The organism is Saccharopolyspora griseoalba (genome assembly GCF_042665275.1).
Classification (GTDB): Bacteria; Actinomycetota; Actinomycetes; order Mycobacteriales; family Pseudonocardiaceae; genus Saccharopolyspora; species Saccharopolyspora griseoalba.
Map to the genome: position 1 here is coordinate 694,797 of NZ_JBHTCJ010000001.1, position 20,529 is coordinate 715,325.

At 70.7% G+C, this 20,529-nt stretch carries 23 protein-coding genes; 16 read left to right on the plus strand and 7 right to left on the minus strand.

The window, feature by feature from the left end; all coding sequences use genetic code 11:
- Positions 1-2 precede the first annotated feature (2 nt).
- On the plus strand, positions 3-161 hold the full coding sequence (locus ACFQRI_RS03210) for a hypothetical protein (protein WP_380664187.1): 159 nt from the start codon (positions 3-5) through the stop codon (positions 159-161).
- 68 nt (positions 162-229) lie between these two features.
- On the opposite strand, the gene ACFQRI_RS03215 is transcribed toward ACFQRI_RS03210, so the two are convergent.
- Entirely contained in the window at positions 230-1,402 is a 1,173-nt protein-coding gene (locus ACFQRI_RS03215) for a fumarylacetoacetate hydrolase family protein (protein WP_380664189.1), read from the minus strand.
- A 223-nt stretch (positions 1,403-1,625) separates the two neighbouring features.
- On the opposite strand from ACFQRI_RS03215, the gene ACFQRI_RS03220 reads away from it, so the two are divergent.
- Both ACFQRI_RS03220 and ACFQRI_RS03225 read left to right on the plus strand, forming a co-directional pair.
- Positions 1,626-2,243, plus strand: coding sequence for a hypothetical protein (locus ACFQRI_RS03220; RefSeq protein WP_380664191.1), 618 nt, complete (start codon positions 1,626-1,628; stop codon positions 2,241-2,243).
- 50 nt (positions 2,244-2,293) lie between these two features.
- Positions 2,294-3,094, plus strand: coding sequence for an SDR family oxidoreductase (locus tag ACFQRI_RS03225; RefSeq protein ID WP_380664193.1), 801 nt, complete (start codon positions 2,294-2,296; stop codon positions 3,092-3,094).
- A gap of 12 nt (positions 3,095-3,106) precedes the next feature.
- Here ACFQRI_RS03225 and ACFQRI_RS03230 read toward each other — a convergent pair whose 3' ends face one another.
- On the minus strand, positions 3,107-4,111 hold the full coding sequence (locus ACFQRI_RS03230; protein WP_380664195.1) for an NADP-dependent oxidoreductase: 1,005 nt from the start codon (positions 4,109-4,111) through the stop codon (positions 3,107-3,109).
- A gap of 89 nt (positions 4,112-4,200) precedes the next feature.
- Positions 4,201-5,184 (minus strand): pirin family protein, encoded by a 984-nt coding sequence (locus tag ACFQRI_RS03235; RefSeq protein ID WP_380664197.1) that lies wholly within the window; start codon positions 5,182-5,184, stop codon positions 4,201-4,203.
- 78 nt (positions 5,185-5,262) lie between these two features.
- On the opposite strand from ACFQRI_RS03235, the gene ACFQRI_RS03240 reads away from it, so the two are divergent.
- Both ACFQRI_RS03240 and ACFQRI_RS03245 read left to right on the plus strand, forming a co-directional pair.
- A complete protein-coding gene (locus ACFQRI_RS03240) occupies positions 5,263-5,577 on the plus strand; it encodes a GNAT family N-acetyltransferase (RefSeq protein WP_380664199.1) in 315 nt (104 codons plus the stop codon).
- Positions 5,578-5,658: 81 nt separating this feature from the next.
- Complete coding sequence (locus ACFQRI_RS03245) at positions 5,659-6,651, plus strand: aldo/keto reductase (RefSeq protein ID WP_380664201.1); 993 nt, start codon at positions 5,659-5,661, stop codon at positions 6,649-6,651.
- Here the strand turns inward: ACFQRI_RS03245 and ACFQRI_RS03250 are convergent, their stop codons facing one another.
- Positions 6,652-7,737, minus strand: a complete 1,086-nt coding sequence (locus ACFQRI_RS03250; protein ID WP_380664203.1) for a VIT1/CCC1 transporter family protein — start codon at positions 7,735-7,737, stop codon at positions 6,652-6,654.
- Positions 7,738-7,872: 135 nt separating this feature from the next.
- Between ACFQRI_RS03250 and ACFQRI_RS03255 the strand changes: the two genes are divergently transcribed.
- The 9 genes from ACFQRI_RS03255 (at position 7,873) to ACFQRI_RS03295 (ending at position 16,561) form a co-directional block, all read left to right on the plus strand.
- Positions 7,873-8,430: a YceI family protein gene (locus ACFQRI_RS03255; RefSeq protein WP_380664205.1), complete on the plus strand. Its 558-nt coding sequence runs from the start codon at positions 7,873-7,875 to the stop codon at positions 8,428-8,430.
- 161 nt (positions 8,431-8,591) lie between these two features.
- A complete protein-coding gene (locus tag ACFQRI_RS03260) occupies positions 8,592-8,777 on the plus strand; it encodes a hypothetical protein (protein WP_380664207.1) in 186 nt (61 codons plus the stop codon).
- A 128-nt stretch (positions 8,778-8,905) separates the two neighbouring features.
- Positions 8,906-9,820 (plus strand): ribonuclease Z, encoded by a 915-nt coding sequence (locus ACFQRI_RS03265; RefSeq protein ID WP_380664208.1) that lies wholly within the window; start codon positions 8,906-8,908, stop codon positions 9,818-9,820.
- 117 nt (positions 9,821-9,937) lie between these two features.
- Positions 9,938-10,447, plus strand: a complete 510-nt coding sequence (locus ACFQRI_RS03270; RefSeq protein ID WP_380664210.1) for a mycothiol transferase — start codon at positions 9,938-9,940, stop codon at positions 10,445-10,447.
- Positions 10,448-10,503: 56 nt separating this feature from the next.
- On the plus strand, positions 10,504-10,986 hold the full coding sequence (locus ACFQRI_RS03275; protein ID WP_380664212.1) for a DnaJ family domain-containing protein: 483 nt from the start codon (positions 10,504-10,506) through the stop codon (positions 10,984-10,986).
- A 165-nt stretch (positions 10,987-11,151) separates the two neighbouring features.
- Complete coding sequence (locus ACFQRI_RS03280; RefSeq protein WP_380664213.1) at positions 11,152-12,417, plus strand: hypothetical protein; 1,266 nt, start codon at positions 11,152-11,154, stop codon at positions 12,415-12,417.
- Between the two features lie 278 nt (positions 12,418-12,695).
- Positions 12,696-13,676, plus strand: coding sequence for a LacI family DNA-binding transcriptional regulator (locus ACFQRI_RS03285; RefSeq protein ID WP_380664215.1), 981 nt, complete (start codon positions 12,696-12,698; stop codon positions 13,674-13,676).
- A gap of 31 nt (positions 13,677-13,707) precedes the next feature.
- Complete coding sequence (locus tag ACFQRI_RS03290; RefSeq protein ID WP_380664217.1) at positions 13,708-15,183, plus strand: mannitol dehydrogenase family protein; 1,476 nt, start codon at positions 13,708-13,710, stop codon at positions 15,181-15,183.
- Between the two features lie 34 nt (positions 15,184-15,217).
- The gene (locus ACFQRI_RS03295; protein ID WP_380664219.1) at positions 15,218-16,561 is read left to right on the plus strand and encodes an MFS transporter; all 1,344 of its coding nucleotides are present in this window, start codon (positions 15,218-15,220) and stop codon (positions 16,559-16,561) included.
- Between the two features lie 54 nt (positions 16,562-16,615).
- Here the strand turns inward: ACFQRI_RS03295 and ACFQRI_RS03300 are convergent, their stop codons facing one another.
- Complete coding sequence (locus ACFQRI_RS03300; protein ID WP_380664584.1) at positions 16,616-17,413, minus strand: MBL fold metallo-hydrolase; 798 nt, start codon at positions 17,411-17,413, stop codon at positions 16,616-16,618.
- Positions 17,414-17,489: 76 nt separating this feature from the next.
- Here ACFQRI_RS03300 and ACFQRI_RS03305 point away from each other — a divergent pair, with 76 nt between their 5' ends.
- Positions 17,490-17,699, plus strand: a complete 210-nt coding sequence (locus ACFQRI_RS03305) for a DUF2277 domain-containing protein (protein WP_380664221.1) — start codon at positions 17,490-17,492, stop codon at positions 17,697-17,699.
- Positions 17,700-18,164: 465 nt separating this feature from the next.
- On the opposite strand, the gene ACFQRI_RS03310 is transcribed toward ACFQRI_RS03305, so the two are convergent.
- Both ACFQRI_RS03310 and ACFQRI_RS03315 read right to left on the minus strand, forming a co-directional pair.
- On the minus strand, positions 18,165-18,911 hold the full coding sequence (locus ACFQRI_RS03310) for a sensor histidine kinase (RefSeq protein ID WP_380664224.1): 747 nt from the start codon (positions 18,909-18,911) through the stop codon (positions 18,165-18,167).
- Positions 18,912-19,142: 231 nt separating this feature from the next.
- Positions 19,143-19,793, minus strand: coding sequence for a TetR/AcrR family transcriptional regulator (locus tag ACFQRI_RS03315; protein WP_380664226.1), 651 nt, complete (start codon positions 19,791-19,793; stop codon positions 19,143-19,145).
- 116 nt (positions 19,794-19,909) lie between these two features.
- Between ACFQRI_RS03315 and ACFQRI_RS03320 the strand changes: the two genes are divergently transcribed.
- On the plus strand, positions 19,910-20,461 hold the full coding sequence (locus tag ACFQRI_RS03320; protein WP_380664228.1) for an NAD(P)H-dependent oxidoreductase: 552 nt from the start codon (positions 19,910-19,912) through the stop codon (positions 20,459-20,461).
- Positions 20,462-20,529: the final 68 nt, after the last annotated feature.

Here is a 20,529-nt window from a genome sequence, read left to right on the forward strand (position 1 = left end):
ACATGTTCGTCGTAGTCGTGGCGCTGCTGCTGGTCCTGGTCCTGGGGTACGTGATGTTCACCGATGAACTCGACGACGCCGGGTCGATGACCACCAAGCGGGGGATCAAGGACATCTTCGCGCAGATCCGACGCAGCGCGAGCTTCCCGGATCAGCGCTGAGCCGCCCCGGGTGGCCCCATTCGAGGGGCGTGGGGCCACCCGGGTGGACCGCGTTCAGGCGCCAGCCGTCAGGGGTGCAGCAGACCGCGCCTGGTCAAGTTGGCCAGCAGCGCGCGCACCCCGAAGTTCCACGGCGGGCAGTTCTCGCTGCGGGCCACCCGATTGGCCAGCGTGCCGAGCCTCGGGGAGGAGATCCGAACCACATCGCCGACGTGGTGGGTGAATCCCTTGCCCTCGGCTCCCCGGTCCTCGGTCGGCGCGAACAGGGTTCCGGTGTAGAGGATCAACCCGTCGGGGTACTGGTGGTGCGGGCCCAGCGCGGCCGCGGAGAGCTCGACCGGGTCGCGGCTGATCTCGCGCATCGAGCTCAACCCGTCGAGCCGGAAACCGTCGACCCCCGCGACCTCCAGGCGCACGTCCATCTCGCGCACGTCGTCGAGGCCGAACGAGTCGTCGAACAGCCGCAGGAACGGGCCGAGCGCGGCCGAGGCGTTGTTGTCCTTGGCCTTGGGCAGCAGCAGAGCGCTGCGGCCCTCCACGTCGCGGAGGTTGACGTCGTTGCCCAGCGTGGCGCCGACGATGCTCCCGTCGCTGCGCACCGCCAGGGCGACCTCGGGCTCGGGGTTGTTCCACTCGGACCCCTCGGCGATGCCGACCTCGGCTCCGGCGCCGACGGCCGACAGCACCGGAGCCTTGGTGAAGACCTCCGGATCCGGGCCGAGACCGACCTCGAGGTACTGCGACCACAACCCATCGCGGAGCAGCACCTCCTTGACCGCCGCGGCCTCCGCCGAGCCGGGACGGACCGTCGCGAGGGCGCCGCCGATCGCGGCTTCGACCTGCGCGCGGGCCTCGGCGGCACGAGCGCTGTCCCCACCGGCGCGCTCCTCGATGACCCGCTCCAGCATGCTCTTCACGAACGTCACGCCCGCGGCCTTGAGCACCTGGAGATCGGCCGGGGCGAGCAGCCGCGGTCCCGCACCACCCGCGAGGGTCTCGGTCAGCACCTCGGCCAGTGACCAGGACTTGCGGGCCGCGGCCGTGCGGGCCAGCCCGGCCGGTTCCGGGTGTTCGAGCAGATCTGTCAGGGTCGGCGCCGTGTCGGTGAGATCCACCAGCTGATCGCCGCGCACTGCGACCACCGCGGGGCCCTCCTCGTCCGGATCGTGCAGGCGGCCGACCAGCACGGCCTCCTGATGATCCTGCGGCAGGGCGTCGAAGGCATCCTCGAGCAGCTTCACTTCACACCTCTCGATCAAGTTGAGCCGGAACCTATCGCTCCGAACGCCCTGCGTCGGTGTCGTCACAGGTGACCTCGGGCGCACCCGCGCGACATGATGGCCATCCGCTGATCCGGTGCCGTATCGTCTCGGACCGTCTCACTCGTTCGGGTGAGGCTGATACCGAGAACGGACCATTCCAACAGTGGGGTGAGAACCAGTGGGCTCGTCGTCGTTACCGCGTGTGCAGGGCCGTCACCGGCGCGGCAACAAGTGGCGTTATGCCGCCCCCGTCCTCGGCTACTCCGTCGCGGCCGCACTCGCGGTGGTCGCCGCGACCAGCGCTCACTACGGCCAGCTCCGATCCGAGGAGGTCGGCAGCTCGAACCTCGCCGACAACGAGCGGACCCACGTCGAACCGCGCCGCGACTACCTGCCGCCGATCAGCCGCTCCGCCGATGATGCGGGCGCCGGCGCACTGCCCGCCCCACCGGCCGCGCCCCGACTGGCGCCTCCCGCCCCGACCCAGCCGGCGAACGCCGGTCCGGAAACCACCTCGGACGAACCGGCCGCGCAGGCCGAACCGACCGAGCGCAGCTCGGAACCGGTGAGCGTCGAGCCGGCCCCGTCCGAGACCTCGACGCCGACTTCCGAGCCGACACCCACGTCCCAGCCGCCCGAGACGCCTCAGCCGACCGAGACCTCCGAGCCCGCGGAAACCTCCGAGCCGACCGAGAGCTCCGAGCCGACCAGCGAGCCCACCGAGCCCTCCACCACCGAAGAACCCCAGCCGCGGCTCCTCAAGGGCGTTGACGGGGTCGTGCACGGCCTCACCGACCCGGTGCTCGGCCTGCTGGGCTAGCGACCCGGGCCGCCCAGTGGGATCGTGATCGGGCGAAGGGGGTGCCCGTGATGGAAACGGTCGCGATCACCGGCGGCACCGGTCACCTGGGGCGCGAGCTGGTGCGCCTGCTCAAGCCCACGCACCAGGTGCGGGTCCTGACCCGCCGACCCGGAACCGACCCCGAGCTCGAGTGGGTCGCAGGCGACCTCGCCACCGGTGCGGGGATCGAGGAGCTCGTCACCGGCGCGAACACGGTCGTCCACGCGGCGACCTGGTCCCCCGCCGCGCAGCGCGGCTTCCCGCACCCGGTCGATTTCCGACGCAGCCCACCCGATGTCGACGTCGACGGGACCGAGCACTTGCTCAACGCCGCGGCGGCCGCCGGGGTGGGCCACCTGCTCTACGTCTCGATCGTGGGCGTGGACCGCCCGGCAATGCCCTACCTCCGGCTCAAGCACACCGCCGAAGAGCTGGTCAGCGTCGCCGACGTGCCCTGGTCGATCGCGCGGGCAACTCAGTTCCACTGGTTGTTGGACCGGATGCTCGGGCGAGCTTCCCGGATGCCGGTGATCGCGTTGCCCGGCGGGCTGCCGGTGCAGCCGGTCGACCAGCGCGACTTCGCGGCCGACCTGGTCGACTGCATCACCGCAGGGCCGTCCGGCCGACGCGCGGACTTCGGCGGGCCCGAAGTGCTCACGCTGCGCGAAGCCCTGGACACCTGGCGCGCGGTGCGCGGCGGCGGCAAGCGCGTCTTCGAGTTCCCGGCGCCGAAGCGCTTCCGCCGCATCGCGGGCGAGTGGACCTGCCCCGACCAGCGGCGCGGAACGACGACCTGGGCGGAATGGCTGCGCGACCACCCCGCCCAGTAGCTCGCCGTCTCGTCAGACGATCTTGACCAGCATCTTGCCGGTGTTGTCACCGCGCATCAGGCCGAGGAAGGCGTCCGGCGCGTTGCGCAGGCCCTCCACCACGGTCTCCCGATAGGTGATCTTGCCGTCGCGCAGCCAAGCCCCGACCTCGTTGAAGAACTGGTCCTTGAGGTGCGCGCGATCCATCACGATGAAGCCCTCGATCTTGAGCCGCTTCTGCACGATCATCGCCATGTTGCGCGGACCCGGCTGCGGCGTTTCCGCGTTGTACTGCGAGATCATGCCGCACTCGGCGAGCCTGCCGAAGTCGTTCATCACCGAGATCGCGGCTTCCAGGTGCTCGCCGCCGACGTTGTCGAAGTAGACGTCGATGCCCTCGGGCGCAGCCGCCTTGAGCTGCTCGACGACCGGGCCGTCGTGGTAGTTGAACGCCTCGTCGAACCCGACCTCGTCGAGCAGGTAGCGAACCTTCTCCGCCGAACCCGCGCTGCCGATGACCTTCTTGGCCCCGCGCAGCTTGGCGATCTGCCCCGCCAGCGACCCGACCGCTCCGGCAGCGCCGGAGATGAACACCACGTCGCCCTCCTGCTGCGCGGCGACGTCGGCCAGGCCGACGTAGGCGGTCATGCCAGGCATTCCCAGCACGTAGAGGTAGGCGCCCAGCGGAGCCGCCGAAGCATCGACCTTGGTGGCGTGCTTGCCGGAGACCACCGCGTAGTCGCGCCAGCCGAGGTTGTGCAGCACGTGGTCACCGGGAGCGAAGCCCTCGGCGTTGCTCTCGACCACCTCACCGACCGCGCCGCCCTCGAGCGGCGCACCGACCTGGAACGGCGGGACGTAGGACTTGCCCTCGTTCATCCGGCCGCGCATGTAGGGGTCGACGCTCATCACCAGGTTGCGGACGAGCAGCTCGCCTTCCCCGGGCTGAGGTGCCTCGACCTCGGCGATGTCGAAGTTGTCCATCGTCGGCCAGCCCTTCGGCCGGGACGCGAGGCGAATTTCCAAGCCCTTGCTCATCGAAATGCTCCCTACGAAAACGGTGCTCTGGTCCGACCATACGTCTACCGGAACGCCCTCCTCCGCCTCCCTCCGGAGCGGAAGCGGGCTCAATCGCGCCGCGTGCGCCCGCGGGCGCGCAACGCGACGTTGGGCAGCTCAGGTGCCGCCAGCGGTGGGCCGTCGTAGCCGCGCACGATCCCGAAGCGAGCCGCATCGTCCTCGTCTACCCGGCTGCGTTCCCAGGTCGCGCGCGCCTCGGCGACCTCGTCGTGGCTGCGCCCGACGAAGTTCCACCACATCACGATCTGCTCCTCGAACGGCACCCCGCCGAGCAGCAGCGCCCGCCCCGGACCGACGGCGATCTCCGCGCATCCCAGGCCCGCGTAGAGCATTTCGCCGGTGGCAACCTCGTGGCCGTTCACGACTAGCCCGTCGGACAGCGCGAGCACCGCGTGCTCGAAGTCCCGCCGGACCGGCACCCGCAGCTCAGCTCCCGGATTCACGGTGATCTCCGCGCCGATCAGCGGCGTGTAGGTGCGCGCCGGCGAGCTAGCCCCGAGCAGCTCACCCATGATCACCGTCACGTGCCCTTCCGGTGTGGGCACCTCGGGCAGATCGCCGTGGTGCTCGAAGTGCGGGTCGATCGCGCGCCTCTCGGCGGGCAGCGCGACCCACAGCTGGGCGCCGTGCAGGATCGGCGAGTGGTCGCTCGGCGATTCCTCGGAGTGCGAGATCCCGTTCCCCGCGGTCATCAGGTTGAGCTCACCAGGCCGGATGAGCTGCGCGTTGCCGAGGCTGTCCCGGTGCAGCACCTCGCCCTCGAGCAGCCAGCTGACCGTCTGCAGACCGGTGTGCGGGTGCGGAGGCACCTGCATGCCCGCTTGACCGGCGATGTCGGCCGGACCGTAGAAGTCGGCGAAGCACCAGGCCCCGACCATGCGCCGATCGCGGTTGGGCAAGGTGCGGCCGACCATCAGCGCGCGCGGGCCGCCCAGCGGGACGGTGCGCGGGCGAAGCAGCTCCGGCTCGGGGTCGGCGGCGGCCACGCCTCCGCAGCGGAGCTCGGCCGGCTCCCGTTCAACGTTGCTCACGCCCACAGCCTCTCGCATCGGTGTTGAGCGTGCACAATCGCGCACGGCACAACTCATCGTCCAGGGGAGGTCGGCAACGTGAGCGCAGAACCCGAGGTCGTCGACAACGCCGACGAGAGCCGCTTCGAGATCCGCGTCGACGGCAGCACGGCCGGCTTCGCCGAGTACAAGCTCTCGCCGGAGAAGATCGCTTTCACCCACACCGAGATAGACGAGTCCTACTCCGGCCGAGGGCTGGCGGGCGCGCTCGTGCGGTCCGCGCTCGACGACGTCTCCTCCCGCGGGTTGGCGGTGCTGCCGTTCTGCCCGTACGTGCGCAGCTGGATCGCCAAGCACCCGGACTACGTCGACCTCGTCCCGGCCGATCAGCGCGCGCGCTTCCACCTCGAATAGTCCACTGTGTCCGGTTGGCGACCTCGACGTTCGGCGTATCCTGGTGACCGAACGTCCGTCCTACGCGATCGGAGTCGACTCGTGCCTGCTGATACCTCCACGCCGCCCCTCCGCCGCCTGGGCCGCAACGGCCCGCTGGTCAGCGCCATCGGGTACGGCGCGATGGGGCTCTCCGGGGTTTACGGCGCCGCTGACGACGCCGAGTCGTCCAGGATGCTGGAGCAGATGCTCGACGCCGGGGTGAACTTCCTGGACACCGCCGATGTTTACGGCCAGGGTCACAACGAGGAGCTGATCAGCGGGCTCCTGGCCAAGCGGCGCGATGACGTGGTGCTGGCCACCAAGTTCGGCGCGGACAAGGACACCGGTGGGGGCCGTCCCGAGTACGTCCGGCGAGCCGTGGACGCGAGCTTGTCCCGGCTGGGCATCGACAGCATCGACCTGTACTACCTGCACCGCCTGGATCGCAGCACGCCGATCGAGGAAACGGTCGGCGCGATGGCCGAGCTGGTGACCGCGGGGAAGATCGGGCACATCGGACTCTCCGAGGTCGGCGCCGAGACGCTGCGGCGGGCCCACGCGGTGCATCCGGTCACCGCCGTGCAGCAGGAGTACTCGCTGTTCACCCGCGATCCCGAAGCGTCGCTGCTGCCCGCCCTTCGGGAGTTGGGCGTGAGCCTGGTGGCCTACTCGCCGCTCGGCCGCGGCGTTCTCACGGGGGCGTTCAGCGACGTCTCCGATGTGGAGAACCTCGAGGAGCGCGCCCAGCGCTACCCGCGGTTCGAGGCCGAGAGCCTCCGGCGCAACATCGAGCTCACCCGACCGCTGCGCGAGCACGCCGAGCGGCTGGACCTCACGCCGGCTCAGCTGGCCCTCGCCTGGCTGCTGGCCCAGGGCGAGGACGTCGTGCCCATTCCGGGGAGTCGGCGGATCGAGCGGGTTCGGGAAAACATCCGCGCCTCCACCGTCGAGCTCGACCCGGCGCTGATCGCCGAGCTCTCCGACCGGTTCCCGCCGGGCGCGGCCGCGGGCGAGCGCTACCACCCCTCGGGCATGGCTCGCTTGGACCAGTAGTCAGGCGGCGACCGCCCCGAACAGGACCCCGAGCACGTAGGTGAAGGCCGCTGCTCCCGCCCCGATGGCCAGTTGCCGGAGGGCGCGGGGCAGCGGCCCCGCCCCGGAGAGCACCCCCACTGCCGCGCCGGTGAGCAGCAGGGCGATGCCGACGAGCACCACGGCGACCAGCACGGCCGGACCACCGGAGAGTCCGACGGCGAACGGCAGCACCGGGACCAGCGCACCGGAGGCGAAGAACGCGAAGCTCGCGACCGCCGCCTTGAGGCCCGTCCCGACCACCTCGTGCTCGTCCTCGGAGCGAGGAGCGGGAGCCGAGGGCTTCGGGTCCTGCAACAGCGCGTCGGCACGGCGCCGCGCCTCCTGCTCGGTCATGCCGCGAGCGCGATAGACCAGCGCGAGCTCGTTGGCGTCCACGTCCAGGTAGGGAACGACAGCGCGGGCCTGCGGGTTCGGCGTCGCAGCGGCGAGCAGCTCGCGCTGCGACCGCACCGAGATGAATTCGCCCGCCCCCATGGACAAGGCACCGGCCAGCAGCCCGGACAGCCCGGTCAGCAGCACCGTCGAGGTGGGCACGTTGCCACCGATCACCCCGAGCACCAGCGCGAGGTTGCTGACCAGCCCGTCGTTGGCGCCGAAGACCGCCGCCCTGAACGATCCGGACACCTGCGCTCGTCCTCGGGCGGCGAGGGCGCGGACGACCTCCTCGTGGATGCGCTCGTCGGCTGCCATCGAAGCGGGAACGTCCTGGTCGTAGTGATAGGGCGAGCGGCTTTCCGCGCGCTGGGCCAGCGCGAGCACGAAGACCGAGCCGAACCGTCGGGCCAGGGCGACCAGCACGCGCATCCGCACCTGGCCGCGACGTCGCCTGCCGACGTCGTCGCCGAGCAGCTCCTCCCAGTAGCGCGCGTGTCGTTCCTCGGCCTCGGCCAGCCCGAGCAAGATCTCGTGCTCCTCGCCTCCCCGGCGGGCTGCGAGCTCCCGGTAGACCGCGGCCTCTTCGCGTTCGTCGGCCAACCGGCGTCGCCACCGCCGCACCGCGCGCGGGCCGGAGCTGGTCGGCCGATGAGGGTTCCCGTCGTGCACGCGATCACCTTCGCAACACCGGCGCCCCGCCACCACCCGACATCCGAGGCCGCGCCCCTCCGGTGCACATCGTTGAAGGTTCTACGGCATAGTCGGGGTACGGACCTTCCCAATCGCTCAGGGAGAGAAACCACCATGACCGAAGCGACCGATCTCGGACAGATCGCCGGCGACTACACCATCGACGCCGCCCACTCCAGGCTCGGATTCGTTGCCCGGCACGCGATGGTCACCAAGGTTCGCGGCCAGTTCACCGACGTCGAGGGCCAGATCCACGTCGACGCGCCCAACCCCGAGCGATCCTCGGGCACCGTCCGGATCAAGGCGGCCAGCATCAACACCCAGCAGGAAGACCGCGACGCGCACTTGCGCACCGGCGACTTCTTCGACGTCGAGAACCACCCGGAAATCACCTTCGCCAGCCGATCGGTGCAGGACAAGGGGTCGAACAACTACACCGTCACCGGGGACCTAACCATTCGCGGGACCACCAGGCCGGTGGAGTTCGACCTGGAGTTCACCGGGCTCGCCCGCGATCCGTTCGGCAACTTGCGCGCCGGGTTCGAGGGATCGACGACGATCAACCGCAAGGACTGGGGCCTGTCCTGGAACGCCGCCCTGGAGACCGGCGGTTGGCTGGTGAGCGACAAGATCACCGTGGAGCTGGACGTGTCGGCGATCAAGAACGCGTGATCGCGGCGCGCACCGCACCCATCACGACCGGTGCCGGTGCGCTGCGGTCATCGCTTCCGGTGCGCTCCCGCGACGCGCCGACCCGATCGTGTGGCAGCGGCGCGACGCGGTCAAGGTAGGGTCCTCTCCGACGTCGACCGGACGACGGAGGCTTACTGCACATGGACCGCAAGGCCGTGATCGTGGTTGTGGTGCTGCTGGTGATCGTCGGTGGCTCGCTGCTGGTGCGCGACCCGGTCGCGGCGGCCACCGGCGTGCGCACCGCGGTCGAATACGTCGTAACCGGGGTCACGACGGTGATCAACGCGCTGACGAAGTTCTTCGAGGCGCTCTTCCAAGCCAAGTGAGCCGTCCCGCCGCCCGCGGCGGGTCCGGCGCGGCTCGACATCGGTCCCGCACGCGGTCCCGTCCCATGCGGACCGAGGCACGTCTCGCCGGGCCGGACCGACAGCACGCGGACGCTTAGGGGGTACCCGTGTCCTCCCGGGAACTCGTCGTGCTCGGCACGGCCAGCCAGGTGCCGACGCGCAGGCGCAGCCACAACGGCTACCTGCTGCGCTGGGACGGAACCGGGTTCCTGTTCGATCCGGGCGAAGGCACCCAGCGGCAGATGACCCACGCCGGGGTCAGCGCGCACGACGTCCACCACCTGTGCCTGACCCACTTCCACGGCGACCACTGCCTCGGGGTCCCCGGCGTGGTGCAGCGGCTGTCCCTGGACCGGGTTCCCTACCCGGTCCACGCGCACTACCCGGCCGCCGGTGCCGAGCACTTCCGGCACCTCCGCTACGCCTCCGCTTTCGACGAGGTCGTGGATCTGCGCGAGCACCCGATCGTGCGCGGTGGCCAGCTCGGCGAGGGCCGGTTCGGCGTGCTGCGCGCGGTCGCTCTCGAGCACCGCATCCCCGCGTTCGGGTACCGGGTCGAGGAACCCGAGCGCAGGCGCATGCTTCCCGACGAGCTGGCGAGGCTGGGCGTGCGCGGACCGGACGTCGGCCAGTTGCAGCGCGAGGGTTCGCTGCGCGTCGGCGACCGCACGGTTCGGCTGGACGAGGTCAGCGAGCTCCGGCCGGGTCAGCGCTTCGCCTTCGTCATGGACACCCGGTTGTGCGAAGGCGTCTTCGAACTCGCACGCGGCGCCGACATGCTGGTCATCGAGTCGACCTTCCTCGACGTCGACGCGAAGCTGGCCGAGCAGTACCGGCACCTCACCGCGGCGCAGGCCGCCAGGGTCGCCGCGGAGTGCGGCGTGCGGTGCCTGGTGCTCACGCACTTCTCGCAGCGCTACCCGGATTCGCGCGCGTTCCACGACGAGGCCGCGGCGATCTTCGGCGGCACGGTCGTGGTGGCCGAGGACCTCCAGCGGATCCCGCTCCCACCGCGTCGCTGACCCCGCGCGAACGTCGGTGGAGCGGCGGACCCGCGTCCGGTCTCCTAGACTCATCAGCCGCGTTGCCGTTCTTCCGGCGATGCCCGAAGCGTCCACGAACCGTTCCGAGGTGACGGTATGACCAGTGCCGATGTTCTGGCCGACGCGTTCAGCCGGGTTCGAGGCGCGGTCCACGAGGCCGTGGCCGGGCTGGACGAAGATCAGCTGGCTCACCAGGTGACCCCGGAGACGAACTCGATCGCGTGGTTGGTCTGGCACCTCACCCGCGTCCAGGACGATCACGTCGCCGATGCCGCGGAGACCGAGCAAGTGTGGCAGGCGCAGGGCTGGGCGGATCGGTTCGGACTCGACCTCGACGACGAGGACACCGGCTACGGGCACGCGCCCGAGCAGGTCGCCCTCGTGCGCGCCTCCGAGGAGCTGCTGACCGACTACTACGACGCCGTGCACGAGCAAACGCTGGCGTTCATCAAGGACCTCGCCGACGAGGACCTCGACGAGGTGATCGACGCGAGCTGGTCACCGCCGGTCACCCTAGGAGTCCGCCTGGTCAGCGTGGCCGCCGACGACCTGCAGCACGCCGGTCAGGCCGCACTCCTCAACGGAATCCTCACGCGCGCCGCCTGACCAGCCGACCTCACGCAGGGTGGCCAAGTTCGCCGGTTTTGCCGCAGAATCGGTGCATGAGCGAACGCAAGCCGCCTGGCGTCACGTTCGAATCGTGGGTGGACCGGCAGATCCGGACCGCCCAGGAACGCGGCGACTTCGACAACCTCCCCGGCGCGGGCGAACCGCTCCCGGGCGCGGGAGAGACCGTCGACGAGAACTGGTGGATCAAGGACTACATCCACCGCGAGGGGATCTCCGGTGATGCGCTGCTCCCGCCGCCGCTTCGGTTGCGCAAGGAGATCGAACGGCTGCCGGACACCGTCGCCGAGCTGACCACCGAGCAGGCGGTCCGCGACGCCGCGCACGAGCTCAACCGTCGAATCGCCGAGCACCTGCGCGCCCCCATCGGTCCGCAGATCGCGATCGCGCCGGTGGATGTCGAAGGCCTCGTCGAGCGCTGGCGCGCCGACCGCCCGCGCCGTGCTCCCGCACCCGTTCCCGAGGTCGGCGAGCCGCCGAGGCCGAAGCCTCGGTGGTGGCACCGGTTCCGGCGGTGAACGCCGGCCCGACGCGCGCGGGCCCGTGCGAGCGAGACCACCGACGTCCACAGAGGATCCGGCGTTCCGGCTCGTCGTCCGCCGTACCGCACGCGCGTTGACCGGTACCGGAGTCCGCGCGATCCTGGGATCGTTCGGTCGGGAAACCGCATTCGGGTGGCGGACATGAGCACGATGATCGGAGTCCTGGTGCACTCGCAGCACCAGGAGCGACTCCGCGAGTCCGCCCGCTCCCCTGCCGACGTCGCGCTGCGCTGGGCCACCTACCGCGAACCGCCACAGGTCCCGGACAGCTTGCGGGAACTCCTCGCTGCCGAACCAGCGGGATTGCTGCTGGACGCGCAGGCGACCGATACCGCGCGCGAACTCCTCCCGGACTGGCTTCCGGTCGGCACCCTCCGACCCACCACAGCGGACCTGGCCCTGGCGTTCGCCCGAATGCGCGCGCTGTTCCCGCAGCATCACACCGCGAGCGTGGACGGCTTCACCCAGGCCGAGGTCGACGAGATCGCCCGTGCGCTCGACCTGACGGCCACCGCAGCTGATGGCCCGGTCTCCGAGCTCGTGGCGCGCCACCGCGAGGCGCTGCGCGGTGGCGCCGTGACTTTCACCGCACGACCCGAGGTCGACGAGGAGCTCGGCGCCGACGCGGCCGTCATCGCGCTCGAACCGACCGCGGGCGCGATCCGCGCCGCGCTGCGCGAGCTCCTGTCGCAGGTGGACGTCTGGCACGCGGAGGGACTGCGCACCGCGGTCGGGCTCTTCCAGGTGCGCGATGGGGACGACTCCGCGAGGAGCCGTGCGGGCCTGCGGGAGATCCTGCTGCGCGACCCGGCGCTGTCGGGCGCGTGGGTCGAGAACCACGGCCGGCGCGGGCTGATCGTCTTCGCGCACCAAGCCCTGCTGGAGCGGGCCACCCAGGCCTGGCGAGCGGTACCCGCGTTGCAGGACGCCCAGCGCGAGCTCGGCGTCCGCGCGGCAGCGGGCTTCGGCATCGGCACCTCGGTGCGCGCAGGCGCCTCGCTGGCCGAGCGAGCCCTCGTGCGCGCCGCGGCCGAGGAACAGCCTTGCGGCTTCCTGGTCCAGGACAGCGGAACCATCATCGGCCCGATCGGCGGTGGCCACCGAACGCGGTATTCCTACCGCGACCACGGCGCGGCCCTGGAGCGCCTCGCCGCCGAGGCCGGCCTGAGCGCCACGACGCTGTCCCGTCTCGTGGCGCTCGAGCGGGAGGTGCGCGGGCGGGCGCTCGCGCCCAGCGATCTCGCCGCGCTCCTCGGCATCACCGATCCCAGCGGGCGCAGGCTCATCCGCAAGCTCCAAGCCGCGGACCTCGTCACTTCCGAGGGGAGCGCGCACGCCACTCGGCGCGGTCGCCCCACGAGGCTCTACCGGCTGCGGCTGACAGACATGCTCGACTCGAGCGCTTAGCGCCGAGCCCGGGACCCGCACCCGGCCGAACTGTCCCCGCGCGGGTGGTTCCGCACTTCGGCTCCACCTCGACGGACCAGGGACGACGAACGGCGTCCAGCACCGGGGTTCGCCTCACGCGCACCCTCGCGAACCTGCTCGCCCGCTGATCGCCGAGCCCAGCGGCCCGACCTCCGATCGGCAAGGTACGGCAAATCCGTTGACAAGCTTGCGCAAGTTTGGCGAGTATTTGACGGCCCGGCCACACGGCCGGGTGAGAACACGTACGCGGAGGAACGATGGCGCCGACCTTGACCGATGTGGCCAAGCAGGCCGACGTCGCGCTGTCCACGGCCTCGCGCGCGTTCAGCGATCCGCAGCGGCTCGGTCCGGAAACCTTGCGCAAGGTCCTCTCCGCCGCGCAGGAGCTCGGCTACCAGTCCGCCGCGAAGCAGTCCGACGCGCAGGCCGGTGGGTCGACGGTTGCGATGGTCGTTCCCGACATCGCCAACCCGGTCTACGGAACCCTGGTCAAGGCGGCGCAGGGCGAAGGCCGGCGGCGCAAGCAGACGCTGGTCCTGCACGACACCGACCGCGATCCCGAGCGCGAACGAGAGGCGATCGCGCACCTGCGCAACGAGGTCGCCGCGATCGTGCTCTGCTCCTCGCGCTTGCCCCCGGACGAGATCGCCGAGCTGTGCGGCACGACGCCGGTGGTGCTGGTCAACCAGGAGGTCGAGGGAGTCGACTGCGTGCTCGGCGATGCGGCCGAGGGGCTGCGCCAGGCGGTGGACTACCTGGCCGCGCTCGGGCACTCGAAGCTCGCGTTCGTCCCGGGCTCGCCGCAATCCTGGTCCACACCCCGGCGCATCGAGTTGATCCGCTCGTTGAGCGCGGAGGCCGGACTGGACCTCGAGGTCCTCAACTGGCGCGCCGAGACCGTCTCGGCGGGCACCGCGGTGGCCGCGAGCGTGCTCGCCACGGGTGCGACGGCCGTGATCACGCACAACGACCTGGTGTCCTTCGGTGTGATCAAGGGCGCCCGAGCACTGGGCGTGGAGGTCCCCACCGGCCTGAGCGTCATCGGTATCGACGACGTGGCGCTGACCGAGGTCTCCAACCCCTCGTTGACCAGCATCTCCATCCCGTGGGCAAAGGCAGGCGCCCTCAGCATGGAGCTTCTCGGCGAGATCCTCTCCGGCCACCGGACGGCGCCCCGCACCCAGCTGCTCCCCGCGCAGCTGGTGGTGCGCGACTCGACCGCGCCCGCTCCGCGCTGATCCCGTCCCACCACCGCACGATTGGCCGCTGATGAAACGTCTTTCCGCCAGCACGACTCCGCTCTCCGCGCGGCACCACCAGCGCGAGCTCGGCACGCCCGGGATCGTCCACATGGGACTCGGCAACTTCCACCGAGCGCATCAGGCCGTGCACACCGCGCGGGCGCTCGCGCACGCCGACGGCCCGTGGTCGATCCTCGGCGTGGCGAACTCCTCGGCCGCGGTCGCCGAGGCCATGCGGGAGCAGGACATGCGCTACGGCGTCGTGCAGATCTCCCCGGAGAAGACGCGGGTCGAGGTTCCTGCGGTGCACGCCGACGTACTGGTGGCCACTGCACAGCCGGCGGCGGTGGCCGAAGCGCTGGCGGCACGGCAGACCCGCATCGTCACCCTGACCATCACCGAGAAGGGCTACACCTACTCACCCCGGCACGGAGGGCTCGACCTCGACCACCCCGACGTCCAGGCCGATCTGCGCAGGGACGCGCCCACCACAGCGGTCGGCAGGCTGGCTCGCGCGATGCAACGGCGCGCGGCCACGCACGCCGAGCCCATCTCGATTCTCAGCTGTGACAACCTGATGGGCAACGGTGACCTGACCGGTAGGCTGGTGCGCGAGTTCGCCGCGCAGTTGCCCGAGACCGAGCGCGCGGAGCTGCTCGATTACCTGGACCGGCGGGTGAGCTTCCCGAATTCCATGGTGGACCGGATCGTGCCCGCGACCACCGACAGCTACCGGCGAGCCGTGGCAGAGCTGCTCGGGCTGCGCGACGAGGTGCCGGTCCCCGCGGAGCCGTTCAGCATGTGGGTGCTGGAAGACCGCTTCGCCGCGGGGCGGCCGGCGTGGGAACACGGCGGCGCCACCTTCACCACCGACGTCGCTCCCTACGAGCTGCTGAAGCTGCGACTGCTCAACGGGACTCACTCGATGCTCGCCTACCTGGGCGCGCTGTCGGGGTGCGACCTCATCGCAGAATCCACCAACATGCGGCACATCGCTGACGCCGCCCGCCGCGCGATCTTCGACGACTACCTGCCGACCTTCACCGCCCCGGCCGGCGTGGACGTCGAGAACTACGCGGCACAGCTGTTCACCCGCTGGGCGAATGGAGCACTGGGACACCGCACCAGGCAGGTCGGCTCCGACGGGTCGACGAAGCTGGCTCAGCGCGTGCCGGACCCCGCACTGCACCACCTGCGCAACGGGAGGATGCCGCACCACCTCGCCTTGACCGTTGCGGCCTACCTCTGCTGCATGGCACCGCCCGAGGGGTTCGAAGCAGGCCCGCACGCCGCGGCCATGGTCGATCCGGCCCGCGAACGACTTCGAGCCGCCGCCACGTCCACCAACGCCGAGGAATTCGTCGCCGCAGCGCTGCGCGACGGCCTGCTCGGCGAGGAGCTCGCCGAGCACACCGACTTCCGGCGGCGGGTCGCCGAGTTCGTCGACCTGATCGCCACCCACGGAACGGCCGCGGCCAGCGCGGAGGCACAGCAGGCGGGGTAGACCAACCCGCTGCCCGGAAAAGATTGCGTGGACGATGACCGAACAACGAAGTTCAACGGTGGACACGACCAGCGCACCCGCAGAACCCGACCCGAAGGCGGTACGGCGGGCGGCCTGGGCCGGCCTGATCGGCACCACGCTGGAGCAGTACGACTTCGTGATCTACGGCACGGCGTCAGCACTGATCTTCAGCAACCTCTTCTTCCCGAACATCTCCCCCGTGGCCGGTGTGCTGGCCAGCTTCAGCGCCTACGCGGTGGGATTCGCCGCGCGTCCCCTGGGCGGACTGTTCTTCTCGCGGTTCGGCGATCGCCTCGGCCGCAAGTGGGTACTGGTCGCGACCCTGCTCTTGATGGGCGGCTCGACCTTGGCGATCGGATTGCTGCCCACGTTCGGGCAGGTCGGGCTGCTGGCGCCGATCCTGCTGGTGATCTGCCGGTTCTTCCAGGGCGTGGGCGCAGGCGCCGAACAAGCCGGCGGAGCCACACTGCTCACCGAGACCGCTCATCGGCGCACCCGGGGCAGGATGGCCTCGCTGGTCATGACCGGAGCCGCGCTGGGCACCGCGCTCGGTGCCATCGCTTGGATCCTCGCCCAGATGCTGCCGCACGACGCGCTGATGAGCTGGGGCTGGCGTCTGGTGTTCGGGTCCAGCCTGCTGGTGACCATCGCCGCGCTGATCATCCGGCGCAAGCTCAACGAGAGCCCGGTGTTCCAGGAGCTCAAGGAGCACTCCAACGAGGCCAGCGCACCGGTCGCCGAGACCTTCAAGCACGGAAGGCGCCCGTTCCTGCTCGCGTTCTTCATGAACGTCGGATCCAACGCCCAGTCCTACACCTACCAGGTGTTCATGGCGTCCTACCTGGTTTCCACCGTCGGCGTCGACGAGGCCTTCGTGCCGAAGGTGCTGTTCGTGGGCGCGCTCTGCGGCGGCGCGGCGGCGTTCGGATTCGGCGCGCTGTCCGATCTGATCGGGCGCAAGCGCGTCTACTCGACCATCATGGGCGCGCTCGTGCTCCTGCCGGTGCCGACGTTCGTGGCGCTCAACACCGGTTCGCCGGTGGCGATCACGGTGGCGATCATCGTGGGATTCATCCTGGCCTGCCACGGCTCGGTGGGCGTGCAGATGAGCTACTTCCCGGAGCTGTTCGGCAGCCGCTACCGCTACGCCGGCGTGGCGCTGAGCCGCGAGTTCTCCGCAGTCGTCGGCGGCGGTATCGCCCCGCTGATCTGCGCGGGCCTGATGGCCGCCTTCGGCGGTTCCTGGATCCCGGTCGCCATCTACATGATGGTGATCATGGCGGTCAGCTTCGCCGCTTCGCGAATGGCGCCGGAGACCGTCGACCGCGACCTGTCGGTCGTCCAGGACGCGCGGTAGTTCGTCCAGCGCACGGCGGGCACCGGTCGACCTGTCCGGTGCCCGCCGGCGTTCTCACTCCTCCAGCGCGAAACGCAGGTACCGCCGCGCCGAGCGCTGGACGATCTCGTGAGCTCCGGTGGGAATCACCGTGCCCCACCACGCCCCGTAGAGCGCGTCGAACTGGTAGGGCTCCAGCATCTCGGCCGCCCGGCGAACGACGCTCGGGCGTTCCGGGATCAGGTTCGGGTAGCTGTACATGAACGCCACGTGCGTGCGATCCGGGATGACCTGCACGATGTCGCCGCTGTAGAGCGCGCCCTCTCCCGTCGCGTCGTGCAGCACCGTGCCACCGGCGAAGTGCACGCCGAGGTTGATCAGCGTCAGCCCGGGTGCCAGCTCCTTGGTCGCGCCCTCCCAGAACTCGATCGAGGAGTCGGGACGGCCCACCCACTGCCGGTCGTCGGCGTGGAGGTGCACGGGCACGTCGAAGGCATGCGCCCACTCCACCATGGTCGTGTAGTAGTGCGGATGGCTGATCGCGATCCCGGCCAGGCCGCCTCGCTCGTTGATCGCCTCGACGATCTCGTCGTTGAGGAACGCGGTGCAGTCCCACAGCACGTTGCCGGCCTCGGTGGGTATCAGCAGCGCGCGCTGCCCGATGCCGAGCTTGGGTTCGCAGCCCACCCCCAGCAGAGCACCTTCCTCCCGCAGCACCGGGTTGTGCCCGAGGCGGATGGATTCCAGGTCGGTCCAGCTCTGCCCCTCCAGCGGCACGTACTGCCGCTCGTCCAGGCAGATCGGGCAATCCGCGCGCGTCTGCCCGTACTGGGTCCCGCACGTCACGCAGATCGGCAACGACGTCGCGCCCATGGCGTTCCTCCCGCATCGGTTGGGCACGACCACGCTACCGCTGGTGAGCGACGCTCGGCAGGCGGACAATGCGAGCATGTGCCGGAGCATCAAGACCCTTCGCCCACCTTATGCCGAGCAGGTCACGGAGGACGACGTCCACGCGGCCGCGCTGCAGTACGTTCGCAAGATCTCCGGGTTCCGAGCACCGGCGGCGCACAACGCGGAGGCCTTCGAACAGGCAGTTGACGAGATCGAGCGGACGACCTCCCGCCTCCTGGAGTCCCTGCAGGTGCGCGGCCGATGACCGGTGAGCGCCCGCGGACGAGGCCTCGCCACCGACCCGGGTTGGCGCCCGTGCCGATGGCGAGGCGCCTCGCTCGTCGCGCGCGCCATCTCCGCTCTGGAGTTGTCAAGCAGCCGTAACGGCGCGCGTCCGCGAACCGGCGCCGACCCGCGGCGCGAGCGAACCTGCATCCGTCATTCATCCGCGAAGGCGTCGAACGGCGGAGCTCGCTTCGAGCAACGTCGAGCATTCACGAACAACCCCAGTGCACCTGGCGACGGCGAGAAGCGCACCGGGCTGATCACCGGTCCCCGATCGAATCCCGACCGCCCCCAGCGAATTCGCGTCCACATGACGCCGCCTCCTGCTCCGAAACCGTGCTGCCGAACCGACACCACCGACGTTACGGAGCGCGCGCGGGACGCACATTGGCCGTTCGGACATACTTCTCGGCCGAGACTTCCGCCGCGCGGGATCGCTCCCGGGTCAGCGCGGCAGCCACAGCTCGACCCTGGTGCCGTCGTCGGTGGACGTGGCGGCCAGAGTTCCGCCCAGGCGTTCGGTGTCGTCCCGCAGCTCTCGGAGCGCCTCCTCGTCGGGGCGCCCGGGGAGGTGGCCGTGGTCGCGCACGATCAAGCGCGTTCCGGCGGGGCGGTGCTCCAGCCCGATGCGCACGCGCTGCGGCCGCGCGTGCGAGCGCACCTCGACGAGGGCGCGTTGCACCACGCGGTGGACGGTCCGACCGGCTTCAGCGCTGAGCTCGCCGGCTCCGGAAACCGCGACGGTGCACGGGATCGCGGTGTCGCGCTCGAACTCGGCGGCGATCACCGGAAGCTGGTCCGGACTCGCCGGGGCCCCGTCGGACTCGTCGGCTTCGCCCGGTTCGGGCGGCGCGTGCTCGGCGTGCACCGCCGGTTGGCCCTCCGCTCGACCTCCGCGCACGTAGACGCCGATCAGGAAGCAGGCGAGCGCGCCGACCTCGATCAGCAGCACCGATCCCGGCGAGCGCTGCGAGCCGGCGGTCTGCGCGAAGTACAGCGCGACCAGGTACGGCGCGGTGAGCACCAGGCTGCCCGGCATCGGCAGCCACAACGCGGCCACGCCTGCCACCAGGTAGCCGCCGATGAACGCGCCACCGGTCGGTTCGTCATGCCAGACCAGCAGCAGCGACCAGAGCATCAGCAGCAAGACCACCGCTACCGCGCCGATCCGGCGCGTGCGTTGCCCAGACACGTCGACAACCTATCGAAGTGCGACGTGCGACGCGATCTGCCTTGCGGCTAATCGCCAAGCGCCGGGCGCCGTCGGCGACCAGGGCAGTTGGAGCCCTCGTGCACCGGGCGGATCGCTCGTCCATCGCCCCCGCGCATGATCGACCGCATCGCAGGCGAACGCGCCAAACGTCCTTTTCCCGGTGCACCGCGCCTTCCCGGCCGGGTGCCAGCGGTCGGGCGGTTCCGACCGTCACAGCATGGGGAGCAACAGGCGCCGCACCTCCTCGCGCCACCCGTCCTCCAGGCGCCGCAGGGGCATGCCGCGCTGCCGAGTCAGGTGGTGAACCAGCGGGGTGTCCAGCCGGGCCAGCAGGCATTCGGCGGTCAGCTCGGCGTCGAGGTCGACCCCGGCCGCGCGCAGCAGCACGACCACGTGCTGGCTGCGCAACCGGTGCGCGCCCACCAGGAAGCGGCGCTCCGCCGGTCCCTCCGCGGCCAGGTAGAGGTCGAAGCGGGCCGTCTCGTGGCGCAGCACCGCCGGGCCGAAGGCCAGCAGCCGCTCGACTGCCGGCGCTCCCGGCCCCAGCGGTGGCGGGCCGAACAGGAAGGCCTCCTGCAACTGCCTCTCCTCGTGGTCGAGCAACGCCACCAGCAGGCCGTTCCGATCGCCGAAGCGGCGGAACACGGTCCCCTTGCCGACCTGCGCGGCCGCGGCCACCGCATCCATGGTCAGGTTTCCCGCTCCGCATTCGGCCACGAGCTTCGAGGCCGCTTCCAGCAGCTTCGCCCGGTTGCGGACCGCGTCCGCGCGCGGTGCGCGGGCCTGGTCGACCTCGGTGAGCTCCAGCTGAACCGGGCCGCTCGACTCGTCACCGCCTGCCCCCCGGATGCCACCGCTCATGACACCAGGGTAACGCGCACCACGCCGATCTGGACCGCGGTCCGGTTGCCTGGTAGAAAACGATCCGGACCACGGTCCGAATAGCCGCCATCAAGCCCGCACCAGGAGTCATCGAGATGACCGTCAAGATCCTCGCCCTCGTCGGCAGCCTCCGCGCCGGCTCGCACAACCGCCAGCTGGCCGAGGCCGCGGCCAAGCACGCACCCGCCGGTGTCGAAGTCGAGATCTTCGAGGGCCTCGGCGACGTGCCCTTCTACAACGAGGACATCGACACCGACGGCTCTGCCCCCGCGGCTGCGACCGCGCTGCGCACCGCCGCCGAGCAGGCCGACGCGCTGCTGCTGCTCTCCCCGGAGTACAACGGCACCATGTCCGCGGTGCTCAACAACGCGATCGACTGGCTGTCCCGGCCGTTCGGCGCGGGCGCGCTCAGCGGCAAGCCCACCGCGGTCATCGGCACCGCCTTCGGCCAGTACGGGGGCGTGTGGGCCCAGGACGAGGCCCGCAAGTCCGCCGGCGTGGCCGGAGCCAGCATCGTCGAGGACGTCAAGCTCAGCATCCCCGGTTCGATGACCCGCTTCGCCGAGCTGCACCCGGCGGAGGACGCCGAGGTCGTCGAGCAGGTCGCCGAGGTGGTCGGCAAGCTGGCGACCAACACCGACGCCTGAGCCGCTCCCCTCGGCGGGAACCTCTGCGCGGGGCATCGCCGGTCCTGCGCGGAAGGTTCCCGCCGAGG

What these genes read in the sequence shown, in the direction of transcription:
- ACFQRI_RS03210 (WP_380664187.1), top strand. Translation starts at nt 3, where the DNA reads ATGTTCGTCGTAGTCGTGGCGCTGCTGCTGGTCCTGGTCCTGGGGTAC.
- ACFQRI_RS03225 (WP_380664193.1), top strand. Translation starts at nt 2,294, where the DNA reads ATGGAAACGGTCGCGATCACCGGCGGCACCGGTCACCTGGGGCGCGAG.
- ACFQRI_RS03230 (WP_380664195.1), bottom strand. Translation starts at nt 4,111, where the DNA reads ATGAGCAAGGGCTTGGAAATTCGCCTCGCGTCCCGGCCGAAGGGCTGG.
- ACFQRI_RS03255 (WP_380664205.1), top strand. Translation starts at nt 7,873, where the DNA reads ATGACCGAAGCGACCGATCTCGGACAGATCGCCGGCGACTACACCATC.
- ACFQRI_RS03260 (WP_380664207.1), top strand. Translation starts at nt 8,592, where the DNA reads ATGGACCGCAAGGCCGTGATCGTGGTTGTGGTGCTGCTGGTGATCGTC.
- ACFQRI_RS03270 (WP_380664210.1), top strand. Translation starts at nt 9,938, where the DNA reads ATGACCAGTGCCGATGTTCTGGCCGACGCGTTCAGCCGGGTTCGAGGC.
- ACFQRI_RS03275 (WP_380664212.1), top strand. Translation starts at nt 10,504, where the DNA reads ATGAGCGAACGCAAGCCGCCTGGCGTCACGTTCGAATCGTGGGTGGAC.
- ACFQRI_RS03280 (WP_380664213.1), top strand. Translation starts at nt 11,152, where the DNA reads ATGAGCACGATGATCGGAGTCCTGGTGCACTCGCAGCACCAGGAGCGA.
- ACFQRI_RS03285 (WP_380664215.1), top strand. Translation starts at nt 12,696, where the DNA reads ATGGCGCCGACCTTGACCGATGTGGCCAAGCAGGCCGACGTCGCGCTG.
- ACFQRI_RS03290 (WP_380664217.1), top strand. Translation starts at nt 13,708, where the DNA reads ATGAAACGTCTTTCCGCCAGCACGACTCCGCTCTCCGCGCGGCACCAC.
- ACFQRI_RS03295 (WP_380664219.1), top strand. Translation starts at nt 15,218, where the DNA reads ATGACCGAACAACGAAGTTCAACGGTGGACACGACCAGCGCACCCGCA.
- ACFQRI_RS03300 (WP_380664584.1), bottom strand. Translation starts at nt 17,413, where the DNA reads ATGGGCGCGACGTCGTTGCCGATCTGCGTGACGTGCGGGACCCAGTAC.
- ACFQRI_RS03305 (WP_380664221.1), top strand. Translation starts at nt 17,490, where the DNA reads ATGTGCCGGAGCATCAAGACCCTTCGCCCACCTTATGCCGAGCAGGTC.
- ACFQRI_RS03315 (WP_380664226.1), bottom strand. Translation starts at nt 19,793, where the DNA reads ATGAGCGGTGGCATCCGGGGGGCAGGCGGTGACGAGTCGAGCGGCCCG.
- ACFQRI_RS03320 (WP_380664228.1), top strand. Translation starts at nt 19,910, where the DNA reads ATGACCGTCAAGATCCTCGCCCTCGTCGGCAGCCTCCGCGCCGGCTCG.